The organism is Blastococcus sp. KM273129 (assembly GCF_021698995.1).
Taxonomy (GTDB): Bacteria; Actinomycetota; Actinomycetes; order Mycobacteriales; family Geodermatophilaceae; genus Blastococcus.
Window position 1 is genome coordinate 1 of the sequence record NZ_SSXB01000096.1, and the last position, 21,640, is coordinate 21,640.

Annotated in this window: 20 protein-coding genes; 13 read left to right on the top strand and 7 right to left on the bottom strand. The window is 76.0% G+C overall.

Annotation, left to right across the window (positions count from 1 at the left end):
- Nucleotides 1-33: 33 nt before the first annotated feature.
- A complete protein-coding gene (locus E9565_RS19425; protein ID WP_236836527.1) occupies nucleotides 34-357 on the bottom strand; it encodes a hypothetical protein in 324 nt (107 codons plus the stop codon).
- Between the two features lie 217 nt (nucleotides 358-574).
- Here E9565_RS19425 and E9565_RS23400 point away from each other — a divergent pair, with 217 nt between their 5' ends.
- From E9565_RS23400 to fabG, 3 genes are all read left to right on the top strand, one after another.
- Complete coding sequence (locus E9565_RS23400; protein ID WP_236836528.1) at nucleotides 575-979, top strand: STAS domain-containing protein; 405 nt, start codon at nucleotides 575-577, stop codon at nucleotides 977-979.
- Between the two features lie 121 nt (nucleotides 980-1,100).
- Nucleotides 1,101-2,312 carry an acetyl-CoA C-acetyltransferase gene (locus E9565_RS19435; protein ID WP_236836529.1) on the top strand — a complete coding sequence of 404 codons (1,212 nt, stop codon included), beginning with the start codon at nucleotides 1,101-1,103 and terminating at the stop codon, nucleotides 2,310-2,312.
- A gap of 49 nt (nucleotides 2,313-2,361) precedes the next feature.
- Nucleotides 2,362-3,132 carry a 3-oxoacyl-ACP reductase FabG gene (gene fabG / locus E9565_RS19440; protein ID WP_236828487.1) on the top strand — a complete coding sequence of 257 codons (771 nt, stop codon included), beginning with the start codon at nucleotides 2,362-2,364 and terminating at the stop codon, nucleotides 3,130-3,132.
- Here fabG and E9565_RS19445 read toward each other — a convergent pair.
- Together E9565_RS19445 and E9565_RS19450 are read right to left on the bottom strand one after the other, a co-directional pair.
- Complete coding sequence (locus E9565_RS19445) at nucleotides 3,129-4,007, bottom strand: DUF1206 domain-containing protein (RefSeq protein ID WP_236836530.1); 879 nt, start codon at nucleotides 4,005-4,007, stop codon at nucleotides 3,129-3,131. The two genes, fabG and E9565_RS19445, sit on opposite strands and share 4 nt — an antisense overlap.
- A complete protein-coding gene (locus E9565_RS19450) occupies nucleotides 4,004-4,843 on the bottom strand; it encodes a DUF1206 domain-containing protein (RefSeq protein WP_236828489.1) in 840 nt (279 codons plus the stop codon). The genes E9565_RS19445 and E9565_RS19450 overlap by 4 nt, the downstream gene beginning before the upstream one ends.
- 113 nt (nucleotides 4,844-4,956) lie before the next feature.
- Here E9565_RS19450 and E9565_RS19455 point away from each other — a divergent pair, with 113 nt between their 5' ends.
- From E9565_RS19455 to E9565_RS19465, 3 genes are read left to right on the top strand one after another with little or no spacing between them, the layout of a single operon-like run.
- Entirely contained in the window at nucleotides 4,957-5,616 is a 660-nt protein-coding gene (locus tag E9565_RS19455; protein ID WP_236836531.1) for a hypothetical protein, read from the top strand.
- A 42-nt stretch (nucleotides 5,617-5,658) separates the two neighbouring features.
- Complete coding sequence (locus E9565_RS19460) at nucleotides 5,659-7,281, top strand: SIR2 family protein (RefSeq protein ID WP_236828491.1); 1,623 nt, start codon at nucleotides 5,659-5,661, stop codon at nucleotides 7,279-7,281.
- A 38-nt stretch (nucleotides 7,282-7,319) separates the two neighbouring features.
- The gene (locus tag E9565_RS19465) at nucleotides 7,320-8,549 is read left to right on the top strand and encodes a cytochrome P450 (protein WP_236836532.1); all 1,230 of its coding nucleotides are present in this window, start codon (nucleotides 7,320-7,322) and stop codon (nucleotides 8,547-8,549) included.
- A gap of 54 nt (nucleotides 8,550-8,603) precedes the next feature.
- On the opposite strand, the gene E9565_RS19470 is transcribed toward E9565_RS19465, so the two are convergent.
- A complete protein-coding gene (locus E9565_RS19470; RefSeq protein ID WP_236836533.1) occupies nucleotides 8,604-10,925 on the bottom strand; it encodes a helicase in 2,322 nt (773 codons plus the stop codon).
- 119 nt (nucleotides 10,926-11,044) lie between these two features.
- On the opposite strand from E9565_RS19470, the gene E9565_RS19475 reads away from it, so the two are divergent.
- On the top strand, nucleotides 11,045-11,716 hold the full coding sequence (locus tag E9565_RS19475; protein ID WP_236836534.1) for an NUDIX domain-containing protein: 672 nt from the start codon (nucleotides 11,045-11,047) through the stop codon (nucleotides 11,714-11,716).
- A 233-nt stretch (nucleotides 11,717-11,949) separates the two neighbouring features.
- On the opposite strand, the gene E9565_RS19480 is transcribed toward E9565_RS19475, so the two are convergent.
- Complete coding sequence (locus tag E9565_RS19480) at nucleotides 11,950-12,387, bottom strand: hypothetical protein (protein ID WP_236836535.1); 438 nt, start codon at nucleotides 12,385-12,387, stop codon at nucleotides 11,950-11,952.
- 170 nt (nucleotides 12,388-12,557) lie between these two features.
- Between E9565_RS19480 and E9565_RS19485 the strand changes: the two genes are divergently transcribed.
- From E9565_RS19485 to E9565_RS19510, 6 genes are all read left to right on the top strand, one after another.
- The gene (locus tag E9565_RS19485; RefSeq protein WP_236836536.1) at nucleotides 12,558-13,358 is read left to right on the top strand and encodes an alpha/beta fold hydrolase; all 801 of its coding nucleotides are present in this window, start codon (nucleotides 12,558-12,560) and stop codon (nucleotides 13,356-13,358) included.
- 28 nt (nucleotides 13,359-13,386) lie between these two features.
- Nucleotides 13,387-15,633, top strand: coding sequence for a SpoIIE family protein phosphatase (locus E9565_RS19490; RefSeq protein WP_236836537.1), 2,247 nt, complete (start codon nucleotides 13,387-13,389; stop codon nucleotides 15,631-15,633).
- A 76-nt stretch (nucleotides 15,634-15,709) separates the two neighbouring features.
- On the top strand, nucleotides 15,710-16,027 hold the full coding sequence (locus E9565_RS19495) for a hypothetical protein (RefSeq protein ID WP_236828497.1): 318 nt from the start codon (nucleotides 15,710-15,712) through the stop codon (nucleotides 16,025-16,027).
- Between the two features lie 84 nt (nucleotides 16,028-16,111).
- On the top strand, nucleotides 16,112-17,272 hold the full coding sequence (locus E9565_RS19500) for an acyl-CoA dehydrogenase family protein (protein WP_236836538.1): 1,161 nt from the start codon (nucleotides 16,112-16,114) through the stop codon (nucleotides 17,270-17,272).
- Complete coding sequence (locus tag E9565_RS19505; RefSeq protein ID WP_236836539.1) at nucleotides 17,272-18,342, top strand: acyl-CoA dehydrogenase family protein; 1,071 nt, start codon at nucleotides 17,272-17,274, stop codon at nucleotides 18,340-18,342. Before E9565_RS19500 ends, E9565_RS19505 begins: the two co-directional genes overlap by 1 nt.
- Before the next feature lie 4 nt (nucleotides 18,343-18,346).
- A complete protein-coding gene (locus E9565_RS19510; RefSeq protein WP_236828500.1) occupies nucleotides 18,347-19,570 on the top strand; it encodes a CaiB/BaiF CoA-transferase family protein in 1,224 nt (407 codons plus the stop codon).
- A 10-nt stretch (nucleotides 19,571-19,580) separates the two neighbouring features.
- Here the strand turns inward: E9565_RS19510 and E9565_RS19515 are convergent, their stop codons facing one another.
- Together E9565_RS19515 and E9565_RS19520 are read right to left on the bottom strand one after the other, a co-directional pair.
- Nucleotides 19,581-20,792, bottom strand: a complete 1,212-nt coding sequence (locus E9565_RS19515) for an MFS transporter (RefSeq protein ID WP_236836540.1) — start codon at nucleotides 20,790-20,792, stop codon at nucleotides 19,581-19,583.
- Between the two features lie 67 nt (nucleotides 20,793-20,859).
- A complete protein-coding gene (locus tag E9565_RS19520; RefSeq protein WP_236828502.1) occupies nucleotides 20,860-21,615 on the bottom strand; it encodes an SDR family NAD(P)-dependent oxidoreductase in 756 nt (251 codons plus the stop codon).
- Nucleotides 21,616-21,640 lie beyond the last annotated feature (25 nt).

Sequence of the window (21,640 nt, forward strand, 5' to 3'; positions counted from 1 at the left end):
GCGCCGCGGCGTCGACGGGTTTTCCCGGGAGCCCTACCGGGAGGAGTCCCGCGCCGCCTTGCGTGCCTGGTGGGCCTCCCAGCGCGCACGGTCGCGCGCCCGGGCGCCGGCGTTGCGCTCCCACCTCTCCTTGCGGCGGCGGGCCCGGGCCAGCTCCCGCTCCTCGAACGTCGCGTGCGACTCCCAGTCGTGCGCGGCCGCCGCCAGGGCGAGCACGGTGAGGGCACCGATGGCGACGGCGGCCGCGAGGATCGGGTCGAGCAGCGCGAACGCACCCACCGCGACGGCCAGCGCCACGAGGCCACCCACGACCAGCAGCGGGGACGGGCGGCGGGACGAGGGGCGGGGCTCGGTCACCGGACCAGTATCCGACGCCGGGACGCAGCGGTGGCGGAGCGTCCCCGCGGCCGGGGGTGCCGGACGGGCACCGTCCGGCGGCGACCCTTGCGCCCCGCTCCGCCGGTGCCTACGGTCGGGGTGCGGTTCAAGCAGCAGCCGCCATCCCAGTGCTGGTCGTCGTGTCGTTCGCGTCCGCAGGCTCACTGGTCCGGTTCCCGCCCGAGAGGCAAAACCCGTGACCGCTCCCTCGCCCGACCGTTCGCTCACCGCATCCGTCCTGGCCCCGCTCGCGCCGGACGCCCTGCCGTCGGCACCCCTCGCCCTCGAGGTGACCGGGACCACGGCCCTGCCGCGCCTCGTGCTCGCCGGTGAGGTCGACTGCACCTCGGCCCCCCGGGTCGGCGCGGCCCTCGACGAGGTGCTCGCCGCCGCGCCGCAGGACGTCGTCGTGGACCTGACCGCCGTCACCTTCCTCGACTCCGCCGGGCTCTGCACCCTGGCTTCGGCGCACCGCAAGGCCCTCGCCGCCGGCGGCCGCCTGCGGGTCCTGGCCGCCACCCGGGCGGTGGTCCGGCCGCTGCAGATCACCGGGTTGTGGGACCTGTTCGGCGGCGAGCAGGTCGGCGGCGCCGCCTCCTGATCCCGCCCGCAGCCACCTCCCGGGGGCCGGGGGCGCGCCGCGGCTGCCCGCGGGGCAGACTCGGGTGGCGACGCCCGGATCCCGACCGGGTGCCGGGAGCGGACGAACGAGGAGGACCACCGTGCGCGATGCGGTCATCTGCGAGCCCCTGCGGACGCCGGTCGGCGGGTTCGGGGGGTCGCTCCGCGACGTCCCCGTCCAGGAGCTGGCGGCGACGGTCATCCGTGCGCTCGTGGAGCGCACCGGGCTGCCGCCGGAGTCGGTCGACGACGTCCTGCTCGGCCACTGCTACCCGACGATGGACGCGCCGGCCCTCGGCCGGGTCGCCGCCCTCGACGCGGGCCTGCCCGTGACCGCCTCGGGCATCCAGGTCGACCGCCGCTGCGGCTCGGGCCTCCAGGCGGTCATCTACGCCGCCCTGCAGGTGCAGTCCGGCGCCTCCGACGTCGTCCTGGCCGGTGGTGCCGAGTCGATGAGCAACGCGCCCTTCTACTCGACCGCCATGCGCTGGGGCGTCAAGCCCGGGCCGGGTGTCCTGCTGGAGGACGGGCTCGCCCGCGGCCGGGTCACCGCCGGCGGGCAGAACCACCCCGTGCCCGGCGGCATGCTGGAGACCGCCGAGAACCTCCGCCGCGACTACGGCATCGGCCGGCAGGAGCAGGACGAGTACGCCGTCCGCAGCCACCAGCGGGCCGCGGCCGCAACGGCCGAGGGCCGGTTCGCCGACGAGATCGTGCCGGTCACGGTGAGGGGCCGGAAGGGCGACACCGTCGTCGAGCGGGACGAGCACATCCGCCCCGATTCGAGCGTGGAGACCCTGGCCAAGCTCCGCCCGATCCTCGGCAAGAACGACCCGGACGCCACCGTCACCGCCGGCAACGCCTCCGGCCAGAACGACGGCGCCGCGGTCGCCATCGTGACCCACCCGGAGAAGGCCGCCGAGCTCGGGCTGCGCCCGCTGGCGCGGCTGGTCAGCTTCGGCGTGGGCGGCGTGCCGCCGAAGACCATGGGCATCGGCCCGGTCCCGGCCACCGCGAAGGCGCTCGCCCAGGCCGACCTGAAGCTCTCCGACGTCGACCTGATCGAGCTGAACGAGGCGTTCGCCAGCCAGGTGCTCGCCGTCGCGAAGGAGTGGGGCTTCACCGACTCCGACTGGGAGCGCACCAACGTCAACGGCTCGGGCATCTCCCTGGGCCACCCGGTGGGCGCCACCGGGGGCCGGATCCTGGCGACGCTGCTGCGCGAGATGGACCGGCGCGGCGCCCGCTACGGGCTGGAGACCATGTGCATCGGTGGCGGCCAGGGGCTGGCCGCGCTGTTCGAGCGGGTGTGAGCGAGACTCCGTCCGACCGTCGTCCCACCGCACCGAGGAGCGCTGCCGCATGACCACGTCCCCCACCGGTTCCGCCCGCGTCGCGATCGTCACCGGAGCCGCCCGCGGCATCGGTGCCGCCACCGCGCTGCGGCTGGCCCAGGACGGTTTCGCCGTCGCGGTGCTCGACCTGAAGGAGGACGACGCCCGCGGCACGGTCGAGGCGATCGAGGCCGCCGGCGGCCGCGCGCTGGCCGTGGGGGCCGACGTCGGTGACGCCGAGCAGGTGCAGGCGGCCGTCGACCGGATCGCCGCGGAGCTCGGGCCGCCGGTGGTGCTGGTGAACAACGCCGGCGTCACCCGGGACAACATGCTGTTCAAGATGTCCGACGCCGACTGGGACATCGTCATGCACGTGCACCTGCGCGGCTCGTTCCTCATGACGCGTGCCGCCCAGAAGCACATGATCGACGCCAAGTGGGGCCGGATCGTCAACCTGTCGAGCACCTCCGCGCTCGGCAACCGGGGCCAGGCCAACTACGCCACCGCCAAGGCCGGCCTGCAGGGCTTCACGAAGACCCTCGCCATCGAGCTGGGCAAGTTCGGCGTCACCGCCAACTGCATCGCCCCGGGCTTCATCCAGACGGAGATGACCAAGGCGACCGCCGAGCGGATCGGCGAGGAGTGGGAGTCCTACGTGCAGAAGCGCGCGGCCGCCATCCCGGTGGCCCGCGCCGGCGTGCCCGAGGACATCGCGCACACCGTGTCGTTCTTCGTCAGCGAGGGGGCCGGGTTCGTCTCCGGTCAGGTCGTCTACGTCGCCGGCGGGCCGAAGGTCTAGGACGAGGGGTCGCGGTCGGGGTAGCGCGCGCGGGCGAGGGCGTAGACCCCGAACGCGGCGAAACCGGCCGCGACCCCGCCGAGCAGCCACGGCCCGGCCCCGACCCCGGCGATCGCCGTCATCGCGCCGTCCAGGCCGGTGGCGGTCGAGACGTCGTGGGAGGCGGCCGCCTGCCACAGCAGGACGCCGACCAGCGCGAAGGCGATCCCCTTCGCCAGGTAGCCGACCCGGCCGAGGACCTCGATCGCCGGTTCCCAGCGGTCGGGGGCCGCGGGCAGGTCGATGTCGCGCATGAAGCCGGCGGTGCAGCCGCGCACGAAGGTGTAGACGCCGACGCCGACCACCCCGGCCGCCACCGCGCCCACGAGCAGCGCGCCGCCCGGGATCGCCAGCGTCTCGCCGGTGAGCTCGCGCAGCCGCTCGTCCGCCTCGTAGTCGAGGCCGAGCGCGAACAGCAGCGCGGTGAGCCCGAGGACGCCGTACACCGCGCCCTTGGCCAGGCACTCGACGCAGACGACGGCGGTGCGCAGCCGGTGCTCGCCGTCCAGCAGCCCGTGCCACCAGAGCAGCACCTCGGCGGCCTGCCAGACGGCGAGCGAGAGCATGCCCGTGCCGATCGCGACCAGCAGCACCCGCCCGCCGGGCCCGCCGGCGACGGTGAGCAGCGCACCGGTCTGGTCGGGGTCGCCACCGCGCAGCCCCATCGCCATGCGCAGCGCCAGCACCGCGATCAGCAGGTGCATCGCGCCGTAGGCGACGAGGCCCGCGCGGGCGAGGTGCACCAGCACCGGGTGGTCGGTGACCCGGCGGACCCGGACGACGACGTCGTGGAGGCGGTGGCCCAGCGCCCGGACCGAGGGCGCCGGCGGGCTCACGTCCGCTCGGGGTAGCGGGCGCGGACGAAGCAGTAGGCGCCGAAGGCCGCGATCCCGACGGCGATCAGCGTGAGCAGCACCGGCCCGGCGGGTGCGGTCAGCACCGTGTGCAGGGCGCCGTCCAGGCCCGAGGCCTTGGCGGGGTCGAAGGTGACCGCCGCCCACACCAGCAGTCCGCCGACGAGCCCGAGCGCGACCCCCTTGGCCGGGAAGCCCACCTGGCCGAGGCGGGTGACCAGCCGCCGGGCCGAGGTGGAGCAGCCGCTCAGGTCGATCTCCTTGAGGAACCGCTTCGTGACGCCCTTGTGCACGAGGTAGACCGCGACGCCCACGACGACCAGCCCGGCGGCGCCGACGAGCCAGCGGCCGGCCGGCCAGCCGAAGACGCCGGCGGTGGCCTGCTGCTGCGACCCGCCGCCGGACTGCCCGCCCCCGGTGGCGAAGCGGATCGCCAGCACGGCGAGCGCGGCGTAGACGACCGCCTTGGCCGCCGCCTTCACCGTCTTCTCCACCGCCCTCTTGCGGGCCTCGCCCGACGCCGACCAGCCGTGCCGCCAGCGGAGGATCTCGGCGGCCTGCCAGAGCGCCAACGCGACCAGCCCGACCGCGAGCACCCACAGCAGCGGCGTGCCCAGCGGTTGCTGGGCGAGCGTGGCCAGCGCGCCCGACTGGTCGGCCTCCTGCCCCGCGCGTCCCCACGCCAGCTGGAGCGCCAGCCAGGCGATGAGCAGGTGCACCAACCCGTAGGCGACCAGCCCCACCCGGGCCAGGTGCTCCAGGGCGTCGCTGTTCCCGGCCCGGCCGGCAGCCGCCCCGGCCCTGTCCTGCACGCTCATGTCCGTGCCTTCCTGACCTCGGTCCTCCCGCGGTTCGCGGAGATGATCAGCGTGGCACGGCCCACGTCCCGGTGCCTCCCCGCCGGGCGCGCGGCGTGAGGGACACTGGGCCCGTGGCGAACGGAACCGGAATCCTCTCGGCCGGCACGGTCAGCGCGGCGACCCCCGAGGTCGCCCGGCGGACCTGGCCGCGGTGGCTGGCCCTGGGCCTGGCGATGATCGCGGTCGCGGTGGTCGCCGTCGTCTGGGACGCCGGCGCCCGCCTCCTGCTCGGCGCCGTGGGGCTCTTCCTGGCGGCGCGCGGATCGGTCCTGCTCCGCGGCGCCCGCTCCGGAGCCGTCCCCGACGAGGTGGCGGGGCGGGCGCGCTCCCTCGGCACGGCCGCCGTCGTGGCCGGCGCCGCGGGCCTGGCCGTCGCCGTGGCCTCGGCGTCCCTCTCCTCGACGGTGCTCCTCGTCGGCGTCCCCCTGCTGCTGCTCGGCACCTCCCTGGGCATGCTCGGCCGGGGTGGCCCCGCGCGGCGCGGCGGGCAGGCGCTGCTGGTCTGGTCGGTGCTGGTCACCGGCCTCCTGGTCGTCACCGGGCTGTTCCAGAGCTGGGACCGGGCCGCCGACGTCGCCACCGTGGTGGCCGCGCTGGCCGTCGCGGTGCTCGGCGTCCCGCTGCTGATCGGCGCGGCCAATCTGCGCTCGGTGGCCGCGGCGCCCGCGCCGGCCCCGGCCGGGCAGGGCTGCGGCGGCTGCGCCTGCGGCGCGGGGGGCTGCGGCGCCTGACCGCGCGCGCATGGCCGGCGGGCCCTGGGTATGGGCCCGCCCGTGAGCGGACACGTCTTCGTCGTCGGGGCGGACCTGACCCGGCTGGCCTGCGACGACGTCCTGGTGCCCACCGACCGCTCGCTGCGGGTGGCCCGCGGCTGGTGCTCCGTGCTGCCCGACGAGCTGATCACCGACCGGCAGGCCGACGGCGACTGCGTCGCCATGTCGTGGACCGGCGACGAGCGGGTGCTCGAGGTGCCCGGGGACGGCCCGCGGCGAGCCTGGCTGGTCGACACCGTCGACGGCGGCCCCGACGGGACGGGCAGCCGGGGGCTGTCCTGGCTGCTCGACGGGGCCCGCGAGGCGCTGGCCGCCGTCGCCCGGCGGGAGGTGCACGAGCCGGTGCACGGGCGCGCGCGGCGGCTGGTCGGGCTGCCGGCGCTGGGCACGGGCTGGGGCGGGGCCGCCGGCGAGCGCGGAGCGCTCCTGCAGCAGCTGCTGCCGGTGCTGCGCGAGGCCGCCGATGAGCACGGCTTCGACGTCGCCCTGGTGCTGCGGCGGCCCAGCGACCTCGCCGCCGCCCAGCGCGTGCGGCGCGGCGAGGAGGGCGGCTGGGAGCTGCCCGGGCAGCTGCGGGAGCTGGCCGTGGACCTCGGCGAACGGGCCCGCCGGGGGCAGCTCGCCGTCTTCATCGGGGCGGGGGTCAGCGCGGCCGCAGGGCTGCCGACGTGGGAGCAGCTGGTGGACGAGCTGGCGACCCGGTCGGGTCTGGACGACGCGCTCCGCGCGGGGCTCGCCGGGCTGCCGGCCCAGGACGCGGCGGCGCTGCTGGCCCGCGAGCTGGGCGCCCAGGAGCTGGCCGCCTTCGTCGAGAGGCGGTTCGGCCCCGGCCCCTACGCCCTGGCGCACGCGCTGATCGCCGACCTCCCGGTGCAGGAGTTCGTCACCACGAACTACGACCCGCTGGTGGAGCTCGCCGCCGGGGACATCGGCCGGCAGGTGACCGTGCTGCCCCACGACGAGGCCCGGCCTGGGTCGCCGTGGCTGCTCAAGCTGCACGGGGACGCCGCGCACCCGGAGAGCGTGGTGCTGACCCGCGAGGAGTACCTGCAGTTCGGCAACACCGGGGCCGCGCTGGCCGGCGTCCTGCACTCGCTGCTGCTGACCCGGCACGTGCTCTTCGTCGGCACCTCGATGCTGGACGACGACCTGATCCGGATCGCCCACCAGGTGCGCACCGCGCTGCAGACCCAGGGGTCGGGCACGGCCCGGCGCACGGGCACCGTGCTCGCCCTGCAGGAGGACCCGGCGCGCGCCCGGCTGTGGGAGCAGGACGTCGAGACGGTGGCGATGTGCCCCGCGGAGGCCGCACCGGCCGAGGCCGCCCGGCGGCTGGAGGTCCTGCTGGACCTCATCGGCTGCCTCTCCACCCCACCCACCGGCTACCTGCTCGACCCCGCCTACCGGGGGCTGCTCGACGAGGAGGAGCGGGTGCTCGCCGACGCGCTGGCCGCGGTTCCCGCCGCGCTGCCCCGGGACGCCTCCTCCACCGTCGGCCAGGAGGTCGCCGGGCTCCTGCGCCGGCTGGGCCACGGCAGCTGCGGCGGGGACGGGGCGGAGCCGCCCGCCGACGTCGCCACCCGGCCCCGCGACGACCGGACCCAGGAGCAGCGGCCGGGCTGAGCGGTTGCGCACCGGCGCGGGTGGGCACGGCAGCCCCCATGCCACGTCTGGAGAACAGCCTGAAACTGCTGTCCAAGGGCTACGCCTGGCTGCCCGACGAGCGCCGGCGGGCGGGCAGGCACGCGGTGGGCGTGCGGCTGGGCGGGATGCCGGCCGTCGGCATCGAGGGCCCGGAGGCCGCGCGCTTCCTCTACGACGAGGACCACGTGCGCCGCTCGCACGCCATCCCCGAGCCGGTGCAGGGCACGCTGTTCGGCAAGGGGGCGGTGCACACGCTGGACGGCGAGATGCACCGGGTGCGCAAGGCGATGTTCGTCGCGCTGCTCATGCGGGAGGACGGCATCGCCTCGCTGGTGGAGCGGACGACCGCGGCCTGGGACGCCGCGGTGCCGGCGTGGTCCCGCCGGTCGGAGATCGTGCTGTTCGACGAGGCGAGCCGCGTGCTCGCCGGCTCCGTGGCCCGGTGGGCCGGCGTCCCCGTGCGCGACGGCGAGGTGCCCGACCTCGCCCGCGACATGGTGGCCATGGTCGACGGCTTCGCCACCGGCGGGCCGCGGCACTTCCGGGCGCGCCGGGCCCGCGGACGCCGGGAGAGGTGGCTCACGCAGCTGGTCCGGGACGTGCGCAGCGGGCAGGCCGAGGTCGAGGAGGGTTCCGCGGTCGACGTGGTGTCGCGGCACCGGGACGCCGACGGCACCCAGCTGCCGGCGGACGTGGCCGCCGTCGAGCTGCTCAACGTCATCCGGCCGACGACGGCGGTCGCCTGGTTCGTGGCGTTCTCGGGGCACGCGCTGATCCGCTGGCCGGGCAACCGGGAGAAGCTGGCCAGCGGGGACCCGGCGTTCGCCGAGGCGTGGGCGCACGAGGTGCGGCGGTTCTACCCCTTCGCGCCGTTCATCGGCGGCCGCTCGCCGGGGCGGAACGAGTTCGCCGGGGAGGAGATCCCGGAGAACGCCATGGTGCTGCTGGACCTGTACGGCCAGAACCACGACCCGGAGCTCTGGGACAGCCCCTACGCCTTCCACCCCGAGCGGTTCCTCGGTCGCGAGATCGGGGAGTGGGAGCTGGTGCCGCAGGGCGGTGGCGACCCCCGGACCAACCACCGCTGCCCCGGGGAGCAGATCACCGTCGCGCTGCTCTCGGCCCTCGCCGTCCGCCTGGCGCGGCTGCAGTACGAGGTGCCGGAGCAGGACCTCGCGATCGCGCTGCACCGCATCCCGGCGAAGCCGAGGAGCGGCGTGGTCCTCCGGGTGCGCGGCGCGACCTGAGGCCCCCGCGGGCAGTCGTTGCAGCGGCACGGGATGCGCGGGCAGCAGCACCGGTCAGCGCGGATCGAGCCGCTTCAGCTCCGGGGGGAGCTCGCCGGCGTGCACCACGCCCAGCCGCTGCGTGGCCCGGGTGAGCGCGACGTAGAGGTCGTTGTGGCCGCGCGCGCCCTCGGTGAGGATCCCGACCGGGTCGCCGACCAGCACCGAGTCGAACTCCAGGCCCTTGCTGCCCTCGGGGGTGAGCACCACGGGCCCGGCGGTCAGGTCGCCGTCGGCCGAGGCGGCGGGCACGCGGGCGCGGACGGCGTCGGTCACGGCCGCCAGCCGGCTGCGGGGCACCACGACGCCGAGGGTCCCCTCCTCCCGGTCGAGCTCGGCCGCGGCCTCGGCGAGGGCCGCGACCAGCTCCTCCTCGGCGACGGCGCGGGCCCACGGCTGCTCGCCGGTGGAGCGCACCGACCGGGCCGCCGAGGTCCCCGCCCCGCCCGCGGCCAGCACGTCGGCGGCGACCTCCATGATCTCCGCGGGCGTCCGGTAGTTGACGGTGAGCTCCTCCAGGCGCCAGCCGCGCAGGTCGCGGGGGCCCAGCGCCGGCTCGAGCACCTCGGCCCAGCTGCTCGCGCCGGCCGCCGAGCCGGTCTGGGCGACGTCGCCGACCAGGGTCATCGACCGGGTGGGGCAGCGGCGCAGCAGCACCCGCCAGGCCATGGCCGAGAGCTCCTGCGCCTCGTCGACGATGACGTGCCCGTAGGTCCAGGTGCGGTCGGCGGCGGCCCGCTGGGCCGTGGACCGCACGTCGCCGACCTCCTGCCGCTCGGCCAGGCCCTCGGCGTCGAGGAGGTCGCCGGCGGACAGCTCCTCGGACTCGTCCTCGGTCTCCCAGTCCGTCGAGCGGGAGCCGTGCAGGAGGTCCAGGGTCTCCTGCGCGTGCCGCAGCCGCCGCTGCCGCTCCCGGCGGGCGGCGGCCCGCTCGGCGCTGTCGTCGACCCCGAGCAGCTCGTCGGCCTCCTCCAGGAGCGGCACGTCGGCCGGGGTCCACGGCGCGGACGCCGGCCGCCGCAGCAGCTCGCGGTCGGCCTCGGACCAGCCGCGGGTCGCCGTCGCCAGCCGCCGGGGGTCGGCGAAGAGGTCGCGCAGCAACCGCTCGGCGGTCAGCCGGGGCCAGAGCCGGTCGACCAGCGCGTGCACGGCGGGCTCGCTCGCGACCTCCTGCCGCAGGGCGGCCCGATCCGCCCGGCCGAGCAGGTTGCCGCCGTCGAGCACGTCCGCGCCCAGCTTGTCGGCGTACTTGCCGGCGAGCAGGTCGACGACCGCGCGGGCGAACGCCGGCCGGGCCTCGTTGTGCAGCCGGGAGACCGCCCGGGCGCGGCTGCGCGCACGGGCGGCGTCGGCCTTGGTGAAGCGCAGCGGCGTCCCGTCGACGGTGAGGGTCGTCGCGGCGTCGAGGACGGCCTGCCGGTCGCGGACGGCGGCGGTGACGACGTCGACCATCGCCAGCCGACCCTTGACCACGGCGACCTCCGGGGCCTCGGCCGCGTGCGCCTGCAGCCCGGGCCGCAGCCCGCCCATGTCGGTGAGCACCACGCCGGTCTCGCCGAGGGAGGGCAGCACGTCGGCGATGTAGCCCAGGAACGTGGGGGAGGGGCCGACGATCAGCAGCCCGCTGCGGGCCAGCCGCTCGCGGTGGGTGTAGAGCAGGTAGGCCGCGCGGTGCAGGGCGACGGCGGTCTTGCCGGTGCCGGGGCCGCCCTGCACGACCAGGACGCCGCGGTGGTCGGCCCGGATGATGCGGTCCTGCTCGGCCTGGATGGTGCGGACGATGTCGTTCATCCGGCCGGTGCGGTGGGCGTTGAGCGCGGCCAGCAGCACCGACTCGCCGGCCAACCCGGACCGCTGCGCGAGGTCGGGGTCGGAGAGGTCGAGGCTCTCGTCGGTGACGCCGACGACGGTGCGCCCGCGGGTGCGGATGTGCCGGCGGCGGCGCACGCCGAGGTCGTGCAGGGGCGTGGCGGTGTAGAAGGGCTGCGCCGCGGGGGCGCGCCAGTCGACGAGCAGCGGCTCCTCGCCGCCGTCCTCGGCGAAGAGGCCGATCCGGCCGACGTACCGGGGGACGTCGGTGCCGTGCCGGTCCAGCCGGCCGAAGCACAGCCCGCTGTCGGCGGCGTCGAGCGCGACGATCCGCTGGGTGTGCAGCTCGACCGCGGCCTCGCGCTCGCCGACCGCCTGCGGGTTGTGCGGCACGGTGGCCAGGGCCTCGTCGAGCCGGGCGACGGTGCGGGCCCGGACCTCGTCGAGCCGCCGGTGCAGCGCGCTGACGTAGGCCTGCTCGGCCGCGATCCCGTCGTCGCGGGACCCGGTCGCACGAACTGTCGTCACAACCTCTTCGCTCTCTGGTGCTGGGTGCGCTGGGCATGGCGCGTGCCGCCCGGGCAGCTGCTCATTCTGCGCACGCGGACCCGCCCGGGCGCCGTGCCTCGCGCACTAGCGTCGCGGGGGTGGCGCAGATTCCCGGTATCGACGTCCCCGACACCCGCGGCCGCACCGGCCTGGACCGCGCGGGCCGCGACCTCGACGGCAACCCGCGGGTGCGGGTCACCGACGTCGAGCTCGTGGCCACCGCCTGGCACGTGCTGCGCCGGACCACCTTCGAGTACCGCCGCGCGGACGGCACCTGGGTGACCGAGGCGCGGGAGACCTACGACCGCGGCAACGGGGCGACCATCCTGCTGCACGACGTCGCCCGCGGGACCGTCCTGCTCTCCCGGCAGTTCCGCTTCCCGGTGTACGTGAACGGCCACCCCGACGGCATGCTCCTCGAGGCCGCCGCCGGGCTGCTCGACGAGGACGACGCCGAGACCGCGATCCGCCGCGAGGCCGAGGAGGAGCTGGGCGTGGTGGTGGGGGAGCTCGAGCACGTCTTCGACGTCTGGATGAGCCCCGGCTCGGTGACCGAGAGGCTGCACTTCTACGCCGCCCCCTACACGGCGGCCGACCGCAGGGCCGGCGGCGGCGGGCTCGCCGAGAAGGGGGAGGACATCGAGGTGGTGGAGCTGCCGTTCGACGAGGCGCTGCGGATGGTGGACGACGGCCGGATCGCCGACGCGAAGACGATCATGCTGCTCCAGTGGGCGGCGCTGCGCGGCCCGTTCGCCCCGGGCCGCCGGTAGCCCGGTGCCGGATTAGTTCGCGCTCCATCGCAACTCGGCGGACACCTCCTGGACACACCGGTTCCCTAACGTCGTCGGCACGACGACGAGGGGAGGACCAGCCATGAGCACCGCGACGAAGGAGCGCACCACGTGGGTCTGCGACAACTGCCACGGGCGCGAGCTCAGCGCGCGCAAGCGCTGCCGCGACTGCGGGACGTCCCGCTGCTGACCCGGCCCCGGTCCCGGGTGTCTCAGGCGGCGGGTGGCGCGCCGCGCAGCCGGACGACGGCGGCGCGGTAGCGGCGGCCGCCCCGGAGCCGCCAGGCCAGCCGGGTACCGGCCGGCAGGCCCCCGAGCAGGCGGACGCGGTCGGCGGCGCCGCAGTCCTCCAGGGCGAGCCCCAGCCCGGAGAGCCCGCAGCGCGCGGTGCGCGTGATCGCCGCCCACCCGGCATCGGGCAGGTGCGCGTCGAGCAGCGGGAGGAGAGTCGCCTCCTCGTCGGCGGTCTGGGCGTCGACGTCGTCGGCCAGCCGCCGGCAGGCGCGGGCGAGGGTCTCCCGCGCCCGGCCGCTGCCGGAGCAGGACCACTGGCGCGCCGCGGTCTGCAGGTCGCGCAGCCCGGCGTCGGCGTGCGCGCAGGCGCTGGTCCACCCCGCGGCGGCGGCGGCGACGGCCGGGCGGCCGCCCACCGGGCGGCAGCGGTTCTCCGGGAGGCTCCGCCGGGTGTGCGGGGGCCCCGGCGGCGCAGCGCGGTGCGTCGCCCCGGCCTCACGGAGCGGGGGGCGGAGCGGCCGGAACCGTTCCGGTTGAGGCGCGCGGATCGACCACAGGCGGCGTCCGTTCCACTACGGTCGGGCCCGTGGGCAGCGTCGTTCCGCGCAACCGGGTCAACGTCAGCGGCCTGCCCCAGGGACGGCCGATGGTGTTCGCGCACGGTTTCGGCTGCGACCAGACGCTGTGGCGGCTGGTCGCCCCGGACTTCGCCGTGGACCACCGGGTCGTGCTGTTCGACCACGTCGGGTCGGGGCAGTCGGACCTGTCGGCCTACGACCCCGAGAAGTACGACTCGCTGGACGGGTACGCGAGCGACGTCGTCGAGATCTGCCGCGAGCTGGCGCTCACCGACGTCGTCTTCGTCGGCCACTCGGTGAGCGCGATGATCGGCGTGCTCGCCCACCACCGGGTCCCCGAGCTCTTCGGCGCCATGGTGATGGTCGGGCCCAGCCCCCGGTACGTCGACGAGGAGGGCTACGTCGGCGGGTTCAGCCGCAGCGACGTCGCCGGGCTGCTCGACGCGCTGGACAGCAACCACCTGGGCTGGTCGGCGCAGATGGGCCCGGTGATCATGGGCAACCCCGACCGGCCCGAGCTGGCCGAGGAGCTCACCAACAGCTTCTGCCGCACCGCCCCGCACATCGCCCGCCAGTTCGCGCGGGTCACCTTCCTGTCGGACAACCGCGCCGACCTGCCCGGCGTCCGGGTGCCCACCCTCGTGCTGCAGTGCAGCGCCGACGCGATCGCGCCCGACGCCGTCGGCGAGTACGTGCACCGGCAGATCCCCGGCAGCGTGCTGGTGCGCATGCGGGCCACGGGGCACGTCCCCCAGCTGTCCGCGCCGGAGGAGACGACGGCCGCCATCCGCGCGTTCCTGACGCCGTGACCGCCGTGACCGCCCCGGACGGCACCCGGTGACCGGCCTCGGGGACGCGGGGAACCCGCTGGAGCGCCTGCTCGACGAGGACCCGGCCGACCTCTACGAGAACGCGCCGATGGGGTACCTGTCCACGCTGCCCGACGGGCAGATCGTGAAGGCCAACCGCACGTTCTGCGCATGGACCGTCCGGTCGCCGGAGGACCTGCTCGGCCACCGGCTGCAGGACCTGCTCAGCGTCGGCGGCCGGGTCTTCTACAACACGCACCTGCTGCCGCTCCTGCGCCTCCAGGGCTTCGTGCGCGAGATCGCCATCGACATCACGCGGATCGACGGCTCGCTGCTGCCGTGCCTGCTCAACGCCGTCGAGGTGCGCGACGACGACGGCACCCCCCTGCTGGTGCGGGCGACCCTGTTCGAGGCGACGGCGCGGCGCCGCTACGAGCGGGAGCTCCTGTCGGCGCAGCGGCTGGCGGAGGAGTCCGAGGCCCGCTCGCGGGTCGTGCAGAAGGTGGTCTTCGACCTGGCGGCCGCGGCGACGCCGGAGGACGTGGCCACGGTGATCGTGCAGCGCGGGCGTGCGGCGCTGCGGGCCGGCGGCGCCGCGCTGGTGCTGGTGGAGGGGGAGGCGGACGACCCGCAGGAACTGCCGGCGCTGCGGCCGGTGCGCTCGGAGGGTGTCTCCCGCGAGCTGCTGCGGCGGCTGCGTGACGCCGCCGGCAGCCGGCTGGCCCTGGAGCTGGCCCAGGGACTGCGCTCGATCGTGCTCGACGACCGGCTGCGGGCCGACCAGCCGGAACTGGCGGCGGCGATGGCGGCCGACGGGCTGACCGATCTCGTCGTCGTCCCGGTGTCGGCCGACTCCAAGCGGCTGGGGGTGCTGGTGCTGGCCCGCGGTACGGCGGCGCGCGGCGACCTGATCAGCCTCGAGGAGCCGGGCGAGCACCGGCCGCTCACCCCGGCCGAGGTCGACCTGCTGTGGACCCTGGGCCGGCAGGCGGGTCAGGCGCTGGAGCGGGTGCGGCTGCACGAGGAGACCCGCCAGCAGGGCGAGCGGGCGGCGTTCCTGCTCGAGGCCGCGCGGCTGATGAGCGAGGCCCGCGACGTCACCGAGACCGTGCACCGGCTGGCCGGGCTGGTGGTCTCCCGGCTGGCCGACGTGTGCGTGATCGACATGGTCACCGAGCACGGCCTGCACCAGCCGGTCGCCAGGCACCGGGACCCGGACCGCCAGCCGGTGCTCGACCGGCTGCGCGGGAACCACCCGACGGCGCGGTCCCCGCTGCACCCCTCGGTGCGCGCGCTGCGCGAGGGGCGGACGCAGTGGATCCGCGACCTGGACGAGGCGCGGGCGGTGCTCGACGCCGTCGCCCCCGACGACGCGTTCCGGGAGGCCGTCGGCCACCTGGAGCTGGTGGGCGTGGTCGGCGTGCCGATGATCGTGGACGGCCGGCGGCTCGGCGTGGTCACGTTCGGCGCCGACCGGCACCGCGCGCCGTTCACCGCCGCCGACGTCGAGGTGGCCGAGCAGCTGGCCCTGCAGCTGTCGCAGGTGGTGGACAAGGCGCTGCGGCTGGAGTTCGAGGAGCGCACCTCCCACACCCTGCAGGCGAGCCTGCTGCCGCCGTCGCCCCCGGCCGTCCCGGGGCTCGCGACGGCGGTGCGGTACCTGGCGGCGACCCAGGGGGTGGACGTCGGCGGCGACTTCTACGACGTCGTCCGGCTGCCGGGGGACCGGGTCGGGCTCGTGGTGGGCGACGTCGTCGGCCACGACATCACGGCGGCGGCGACGATGGGGCAGCTGCGCAGCGTGACCCGCGCGATGTCGGTCGACCGGCCCTCGCCGGCCGTGCTCGTCGACCGGCTGCAGCGCAACTGGGAGCTGTTCGAGCTCCAGCGCATGGCGACCGCGCTGTTCGCGACGCTGGACCCCGCGACGGGGGAGCTGAGGATCGCCTCGGCCGGGCACCTGCCGCCCCTGCTGTGCGCCGGCGGCCGGGCGGAGCTGCTGCCGGTGCGCCCGACCCGCATGCTCGGGGCGCCGCCGGCGCCGGCCGTCGAGTGGAGCGGTGTGCTCCCGGAGGGAGCGGCGCTGCTGCTGTTCACCGACGGCCTGGTGGAGAGCCGGGGGGCCGACCTGGACGCGGGGCTGTCCCGGTTGGTCGAGGTGGTGGCGCGGACGTGGTCGGGGGACCCCGAGCAGCTCTGCGACCGGCTGCTGTCGGAGCTGACCGGGGAGCACCGCGCCGACGACATCGCCCTGCTGGCGCTGACCCGCACCTGACCGCGGGCACCGACCACCTACCGGACCCCGCGGTTCGGGGTCACCATGGGGAGCGCGACCTCGGGAGGAGGCGGTGATGGACTCGTCGGCTCGTGGGAACCCGGTCACCGACGCCATCGACGGCGCGACCGGTGACTGGACGCTGTCGGGGGACGCCATGCGCTGGTCGCCCGAGCTCGCCGAGCGGAGACCGGCGACCGGTGAGCTCGGGGGTCTGGACGCCGGATCGGGCATCGGCGCGGCGCTGGGCCTGGACGTGCACGGGGTGCGGCGGCTGGTCTCCGGGGCGCTGGTCTCGCTCGGCTCGGTCGCCTCCGACGTCGTCACGGAGCTGCGCCAGCTGACCCGCGGCGACCCGGACGAGGGCCCGCCCGGCGATCCCTCCCGCGGGTGAGCCGGGCGCAACGGGGGGCTGCCGGGCGCGGCGGTGCGGGCGCCCTGTAGAACGGGTGTGAGCACGGCCACCCGAGGGAGTCGCATGAGCAACTCGTTGACACTGGCGCCCGCACCGCGGTCCGAGGCAGCCGAGCAGGTGCGGGCGGAGGTGCGCGAGTTCCTCGCCGCCGAGCTCGCCGCCGGGACCTTCCGGACGCACGTGGACACCTGGCTGTCCGGCGTCGACCCGGCGTTCTCCAAGAAGCTGGGCGAGCGCGGCTGGCTCGGCATGACCTGGCCCAAGGAGTACGGCGGGCACGAGCGCTCGGCGATGGAGCGCTACGCCGTGACCGAGGAGCTGCTGGCCGCGGGCGCCCCGGTGGCCGCGCACTGGATCGCCGACCGGCAGTCCGGGCCCAACCTGCTCACCTACGGCACCGAGAAGCAGCGGCGGGAGATCCTGCCGCGGATCGTCGCCGGCGAGTGCTTCTTCGTCATCGGGATGAGCGAGCCGGACTCGGGCTCCGACCTCGCCTCGATCCGCACCCGGGCCACCCGCAACGGCGACGGCGACTGGGTGGTCAACGGTGCGAAGGTGTGGACGTCGAACGCGCACCACTCGCACTACGGGATCGTGCTGGTGCGCACCTCGCCGGCCGACCCGTCCAGCCGGCACGCCGGCATGTCGCAGCTGCTCGTCGACCTCTCGCTGCCGGGCATCTCGATCAACCCGATCCGCATCCTCGACGGCGGCCACCACTTCAACGAGGTGGTCTTCGAGGACGTCGTCGTCCCCGGCGACATGCTGCTGGGCGAGGAGGGCAACGGCTGGCACCAGGTGACCGCGGAGCTGGCCTTCGAGCGCTCGGGCCCGGAGCGGTTCCTGTCGACCTACCCGCTGATCGCCGAGTTCGGCCGCCGGGTGGCCGAGACCGGCGACGCCGCCCAGCTGGCCGCGCTCGGCCGGCTCTCGGCACGGCTGCTGGCGCTGCGGCAGATGTCGTTGCGGATCGCCGCGGCGCTGGACCGCGGCGAGCTGCCCAACATCCCGGCGGCGCTGGTCAAGGACGTCGGGACGACGTTCGAGGCCGACGTCGTCGAGGAGGTGCGCAAGGTCGTCGACGTGACGCCGTCGCTGGCCTCGCCGGACCCGCTGGCGCGGGCGCTGGCCGAGGCGCAGCTGCACCAGCCGGGCTTCACGCTGCGCGGCGGGACCAACGAGATCCTGCGCGGGATCGTGGCACGTGGATTGGGGCTGCGCTGATGGGCGACCAGGACCTGGTGGTCGAGACGGTCAAGGACATCCTGGGCGGCTTCGAGCCGTTCGTGCTCACCGCCGAGCGCCGTTGGGACGCCCGGCTGTGGTCGGCGCTGGCCGACGCCGGGCTGACCGGGGTGGGCCTGCCCGAGGAGGCGGGCGGCTCGGGCGGCGAGCTGGCCGACGCGGTGGCGATCGTGCGGACGCTCGCCGCCGGTGCGGGAGCGGTGCCGGTGGCCGAGCAGCTGCTCGTTGCGGGCCCGGCGCTGCTGGCCGCGGACCTGGAGCTGCCCTCGCCGGAGCAGCCGACGACGTTCGCCGTCGCCGACGGCGTCACCGTGCACCCGGTCGACAACGGGGACGGGCCGGGGCGGTTCACCCTCTCGGGCACCGTCGCCGACGTGCCCTGGGCAGGTGCGGCCCGGCACGTCGTCCTCCTGGCCCCGGCCCCGGCAGGGATGGGCGGGGCGGTGCTGGCGCTGGTCGACGCCTCGTCGCTGCCGGCGGACGACGCCGCCAACCTGGCCGGGGAGCCGCGCGCGGCGCTGGTGCTCGACCAGGTCGGCGCCGCCGGTGCGCTGCTCACCGAGGCGCAGGCCGGCGAGGTCCGGGCCCGCTACGCGCTGGCGCGGTCGGTGCAGCTGGCCGCCGCCCTGGAGCAGGTGCTGGCCTGGACGGTGCAGTACGCGGGCGAGCGGCACCAGTTCGGCCGGCCGCTGGGCAAGTTCCAGGCGATCCAGATGGAGCTCGCGGAGATGGCCGGCGAGGTCACGGCGGTGACCGCGCTGACCGACGCCGCCGTCCAGTCGCTGGACCGGGGCGAGAACGTCGTCCTGGCCGCCGCCGCGGCGAAGGTGCGGGCCGGCGCCGCCGTCGAGGTGGTGGCCCGGCTGGCGCACCAGGTGCACGGCGCGATCGGGTTCACCCAGGAGCACAAGCTGCACCACCTGACGCGGCGGCTGTGGTCGTGGCGGGACGAGGCCGGCAGCGAGCTGGCGTGGTCGACGGTGCTGGCCGCGGAGCTGCTGGCCGGCGGCCCCGAGCAGCTCTGGCCGGCGCTGACCCGCGCGGTCTGAGCGGGTGGTCGCCGGGCGGGGTCCGCTGGCCGACGTCACCGTCCTGGACCTGACCTCGACCTTCCTCGGCCCCTACTGCGCCGAGCTGATGGCGCAGATGGGTGCCCGTGTGATCAAGGTCGAGCCGCCCGAGGGCGACATCATCCGGTACGTGGCCGACGAGCGGCACTCGGCACTGGGCCCGGCGTTCCTCACCTTCAACCGCGGCAAGGAGTCCGTCGTCCTCGACCTGACGACGACCGCCGGCCGCGACGCCCTGGACCGGCTGGTCGACACCGCCGACGTCTTCCTGCACAACATGCGCCCGGGGGCGATGCGCAAGCTGCGCATCGACCCGGGGGCGGTGCGGGCGCGCAACCCGAGGCTGGTCTACTGCCACGCCGTCGGCTACGGCTCGGCCGGGCCGTACCGGGACGAGCCCGCCTACGACGACGTGGTCCAGGGCGTGTCGGGGATCGCGGCGGTGCAGGGCGGCACGGCGGAGCCGCAGTACGTGAGGACGCAGGTCGTGGACAAGACCGTCGGGGTCATGGCGCTGGCCGCGATCCTCGCCGCGCTGCACGAGCGCGACGTGTCGGGCGAGGGCCAGGCCGTCGAGGTGCCGATGTTCGAGTCGATGGCGACCTTCCTGCTCATGGAGCAGCAGGGGCAGCGGGTCTACGCCGGCCGCACCGGTGGCACCGGGTACGCGCGCACCGCCTCGCCGCACCGCAAGCCCTACCGCACCGCGGACGGCATGATCTCGGTGCTGCTCTACACCGACGGCCAGTGGCGCACCTTCTTCCGGCTGATCGACCGCCCGGACCTCGCCGACGACCCGGAGCTGGACGGCATCCGGGGGCGGACCAGGCGGATCGACGAGCTGTACGCGCTGGTGGAGGAGGCGCTCGCGCAGCGGACGACGGGGGAGTGGATCGAGCTGCTGCGCGCGCACGCAGTGCCCGCGATGCCGGTGCACACGATCGAGGACCTCTTCGCCGACGAGCACCTCGCGGCGGTGGGCCTCTTCGAGGACGTCGAGCACCCCTCCGAGGGGCCGCTGGTGCACGCCCGCCTGCCCTGGACGTTCTCCCGCAGCGGCGCGCCGCACCTGCCCGGCGCCCCCGCGCTCGGGGAGCACTCCGGCCCGGTGCTGCGGTCGGTGGGGCTCGACGACGACGCGATCCGGGCGGCCACCGGCCGGCCGCACCACCCCGCCGGCGAGCCGCACGCCGGCCCACCCGCCTGACCCGCGGCTCCTACGGCGACGAGCCCGCCGCGCGATCGGCCAGGGCGAGCAGGACGGCGGCGGCCAGCACGCAGCCCGCGATCGCGGTGAACCCGGCCCCGTAGCCCACGGCCGTGATGAGCGCCCCCACGGCGACGGGCGCCACCACGCGGCCGAACTGGACCGCGAGCGCCTGCTGGCCCGACACCGCGGCGAACACCGGCTGGGGCACGACCTGCCCGAGCAGCGTGGGCCGGGCGATGTTGAGGACGCCGAACCCCGCGCCGAACAGGAGCACGAACACCACGGTCGCCGCCGGCTGGGGGAGCAGGAACAGCGCCGCCACCCCGGCCGCCTGCCCGAGCAGCATCGCCGCCGTCACGCGCCCGATCCCCACCCGCGCGGCCAGCACCGTCAGCACGATGCGTCCGGTCACCGAGAGCGCGCCCAGCCCGCCGGCCGCCAGCGCGGCCAGCCCCGCCGGTGCGCCGGCCTCGAGCAGGTAGGCCACGAGGAAGACGGCCACGGCGGCGTTGGCCACCATCTGCAGCGCCGCGGCCAGCGTCAGCCAGCGCACGGCGGGTCGCCGGTAGGCCGCGGCGGGGCCGCGGTACGGCGCCAGGTCGACGTCGGGCGCGGGGGCCGCGGCGGCGGGGCGCGGGCCGTCGTCCGGACGGCCGTCGGGCACCAGGCCCAGGTCGGCCGGCGACCGGCGCAGCACCAGCGCGTGCGGCAGCGCGCACGCCGCCACGACCGCCGCGAGGACGACCAGCGCCGGGCGCCAGCCCACGCCGTCGATGAGGAGCTGGGAGGTGGGCAGGAAGATCGTCGAGGCGAACCCGGCGACCACCGTCAGCGTGAGCAGCGCGCGCGGGCGGTCGCGGCGGAACCAGGTGTTGATGACCGCGTACGCGGGCTCGTACAGCACCGCGGCGCTGGCCAGGCCGATGCCGGCGAACGCCAGGTACAGCTGCGCGAGGTCCCCCGCCTGCGACCACGCCAGCACCGACGCGCCGCCCAGCAGGCTGCCGGCGGTCATCACCCACCGCGCGCCCCACCGGTCCAGCCACCGCCCGACGACGACGGCGCCCAGCCCGCTGAGCGCGAGCGACAGCGTCAGGGCCCCGGAGAGCTGGGCGGTCGTGGCGCCGAGCTCCTCGCGCATCGGCACGAGGAAGACGGCGAAGGAGTAGTAGAGGACGCCGTAGGAGACGGTCTCGGTGACGGCGAGCGCCCAGACCATCCGCCAGCCGGGGAAGTCGCGGCGGCGCGCGACCGGCAGGGTGGACCCGCCCCGGCTCAGCGTGCGCTCACTTCCGGCGGGCGATCTTGCCGGAGCCCGCCTGGTCCAGCGGGTAGACCAGCACGTCGGCGATGACCACGTGCGGCGGCTGGTTGGCGACCCAGGTGACCACGTTGGCGATGTCGGCGGCCACCAGCGGCGTGACGCCCTCGTACACCGCGGCGGCGGCGTCCTTGTCGCCGTGGAAGCGCACCTCGGAGAACTCGGTCTCGACCATGCCCGGGTCGACCTCGCTGATCTTGACGCCGCTGCCGAGCACGTCCATGCGCATGCCGCGGGTGATCCGCTCGACCGCTGCCTTGGTGGCGCAGTAGACGGTGCCGCCGGGGTAGACCTCCCGCCCGGCGTTCGACCCGATGTTGATCACGTGGCCCGAGCCGCGCTCCACCATGCCGGGCAGCACGGCGCCGGACACGTTGAGCAGCCCGCGCACGTTGGTGTCGAGCATCCGGTCCCAGTCGTCCGGGTCGTCCTCGTGCAGCGGCGTCTTCCCCCGGGCCAGGCCGGCGTTGTTCACCAGCACGTCGATCGGCGACCAGCCGTCGGGCAGCGAGCCGAGCACCTCGTCGACCTGCGCCCGGTCGCGCACGTCCAGGGCCACCGGCAGGACGGCGTCGCCGTGCTCGGCGCGGAGCTCCTCGAGGCGGTCGGTGCGCCGGGCCGCGGCGACGACCCGGGCGCCCTGGGCGAGGAAGGCGTCGACGCAGGCGCGGCCGATGCCGCTGGAGGCGCCGGTCACGAGCACGACGGGGGTGGTTGCCATGGGGGCCTTCTTCCGTGGGTGGGCG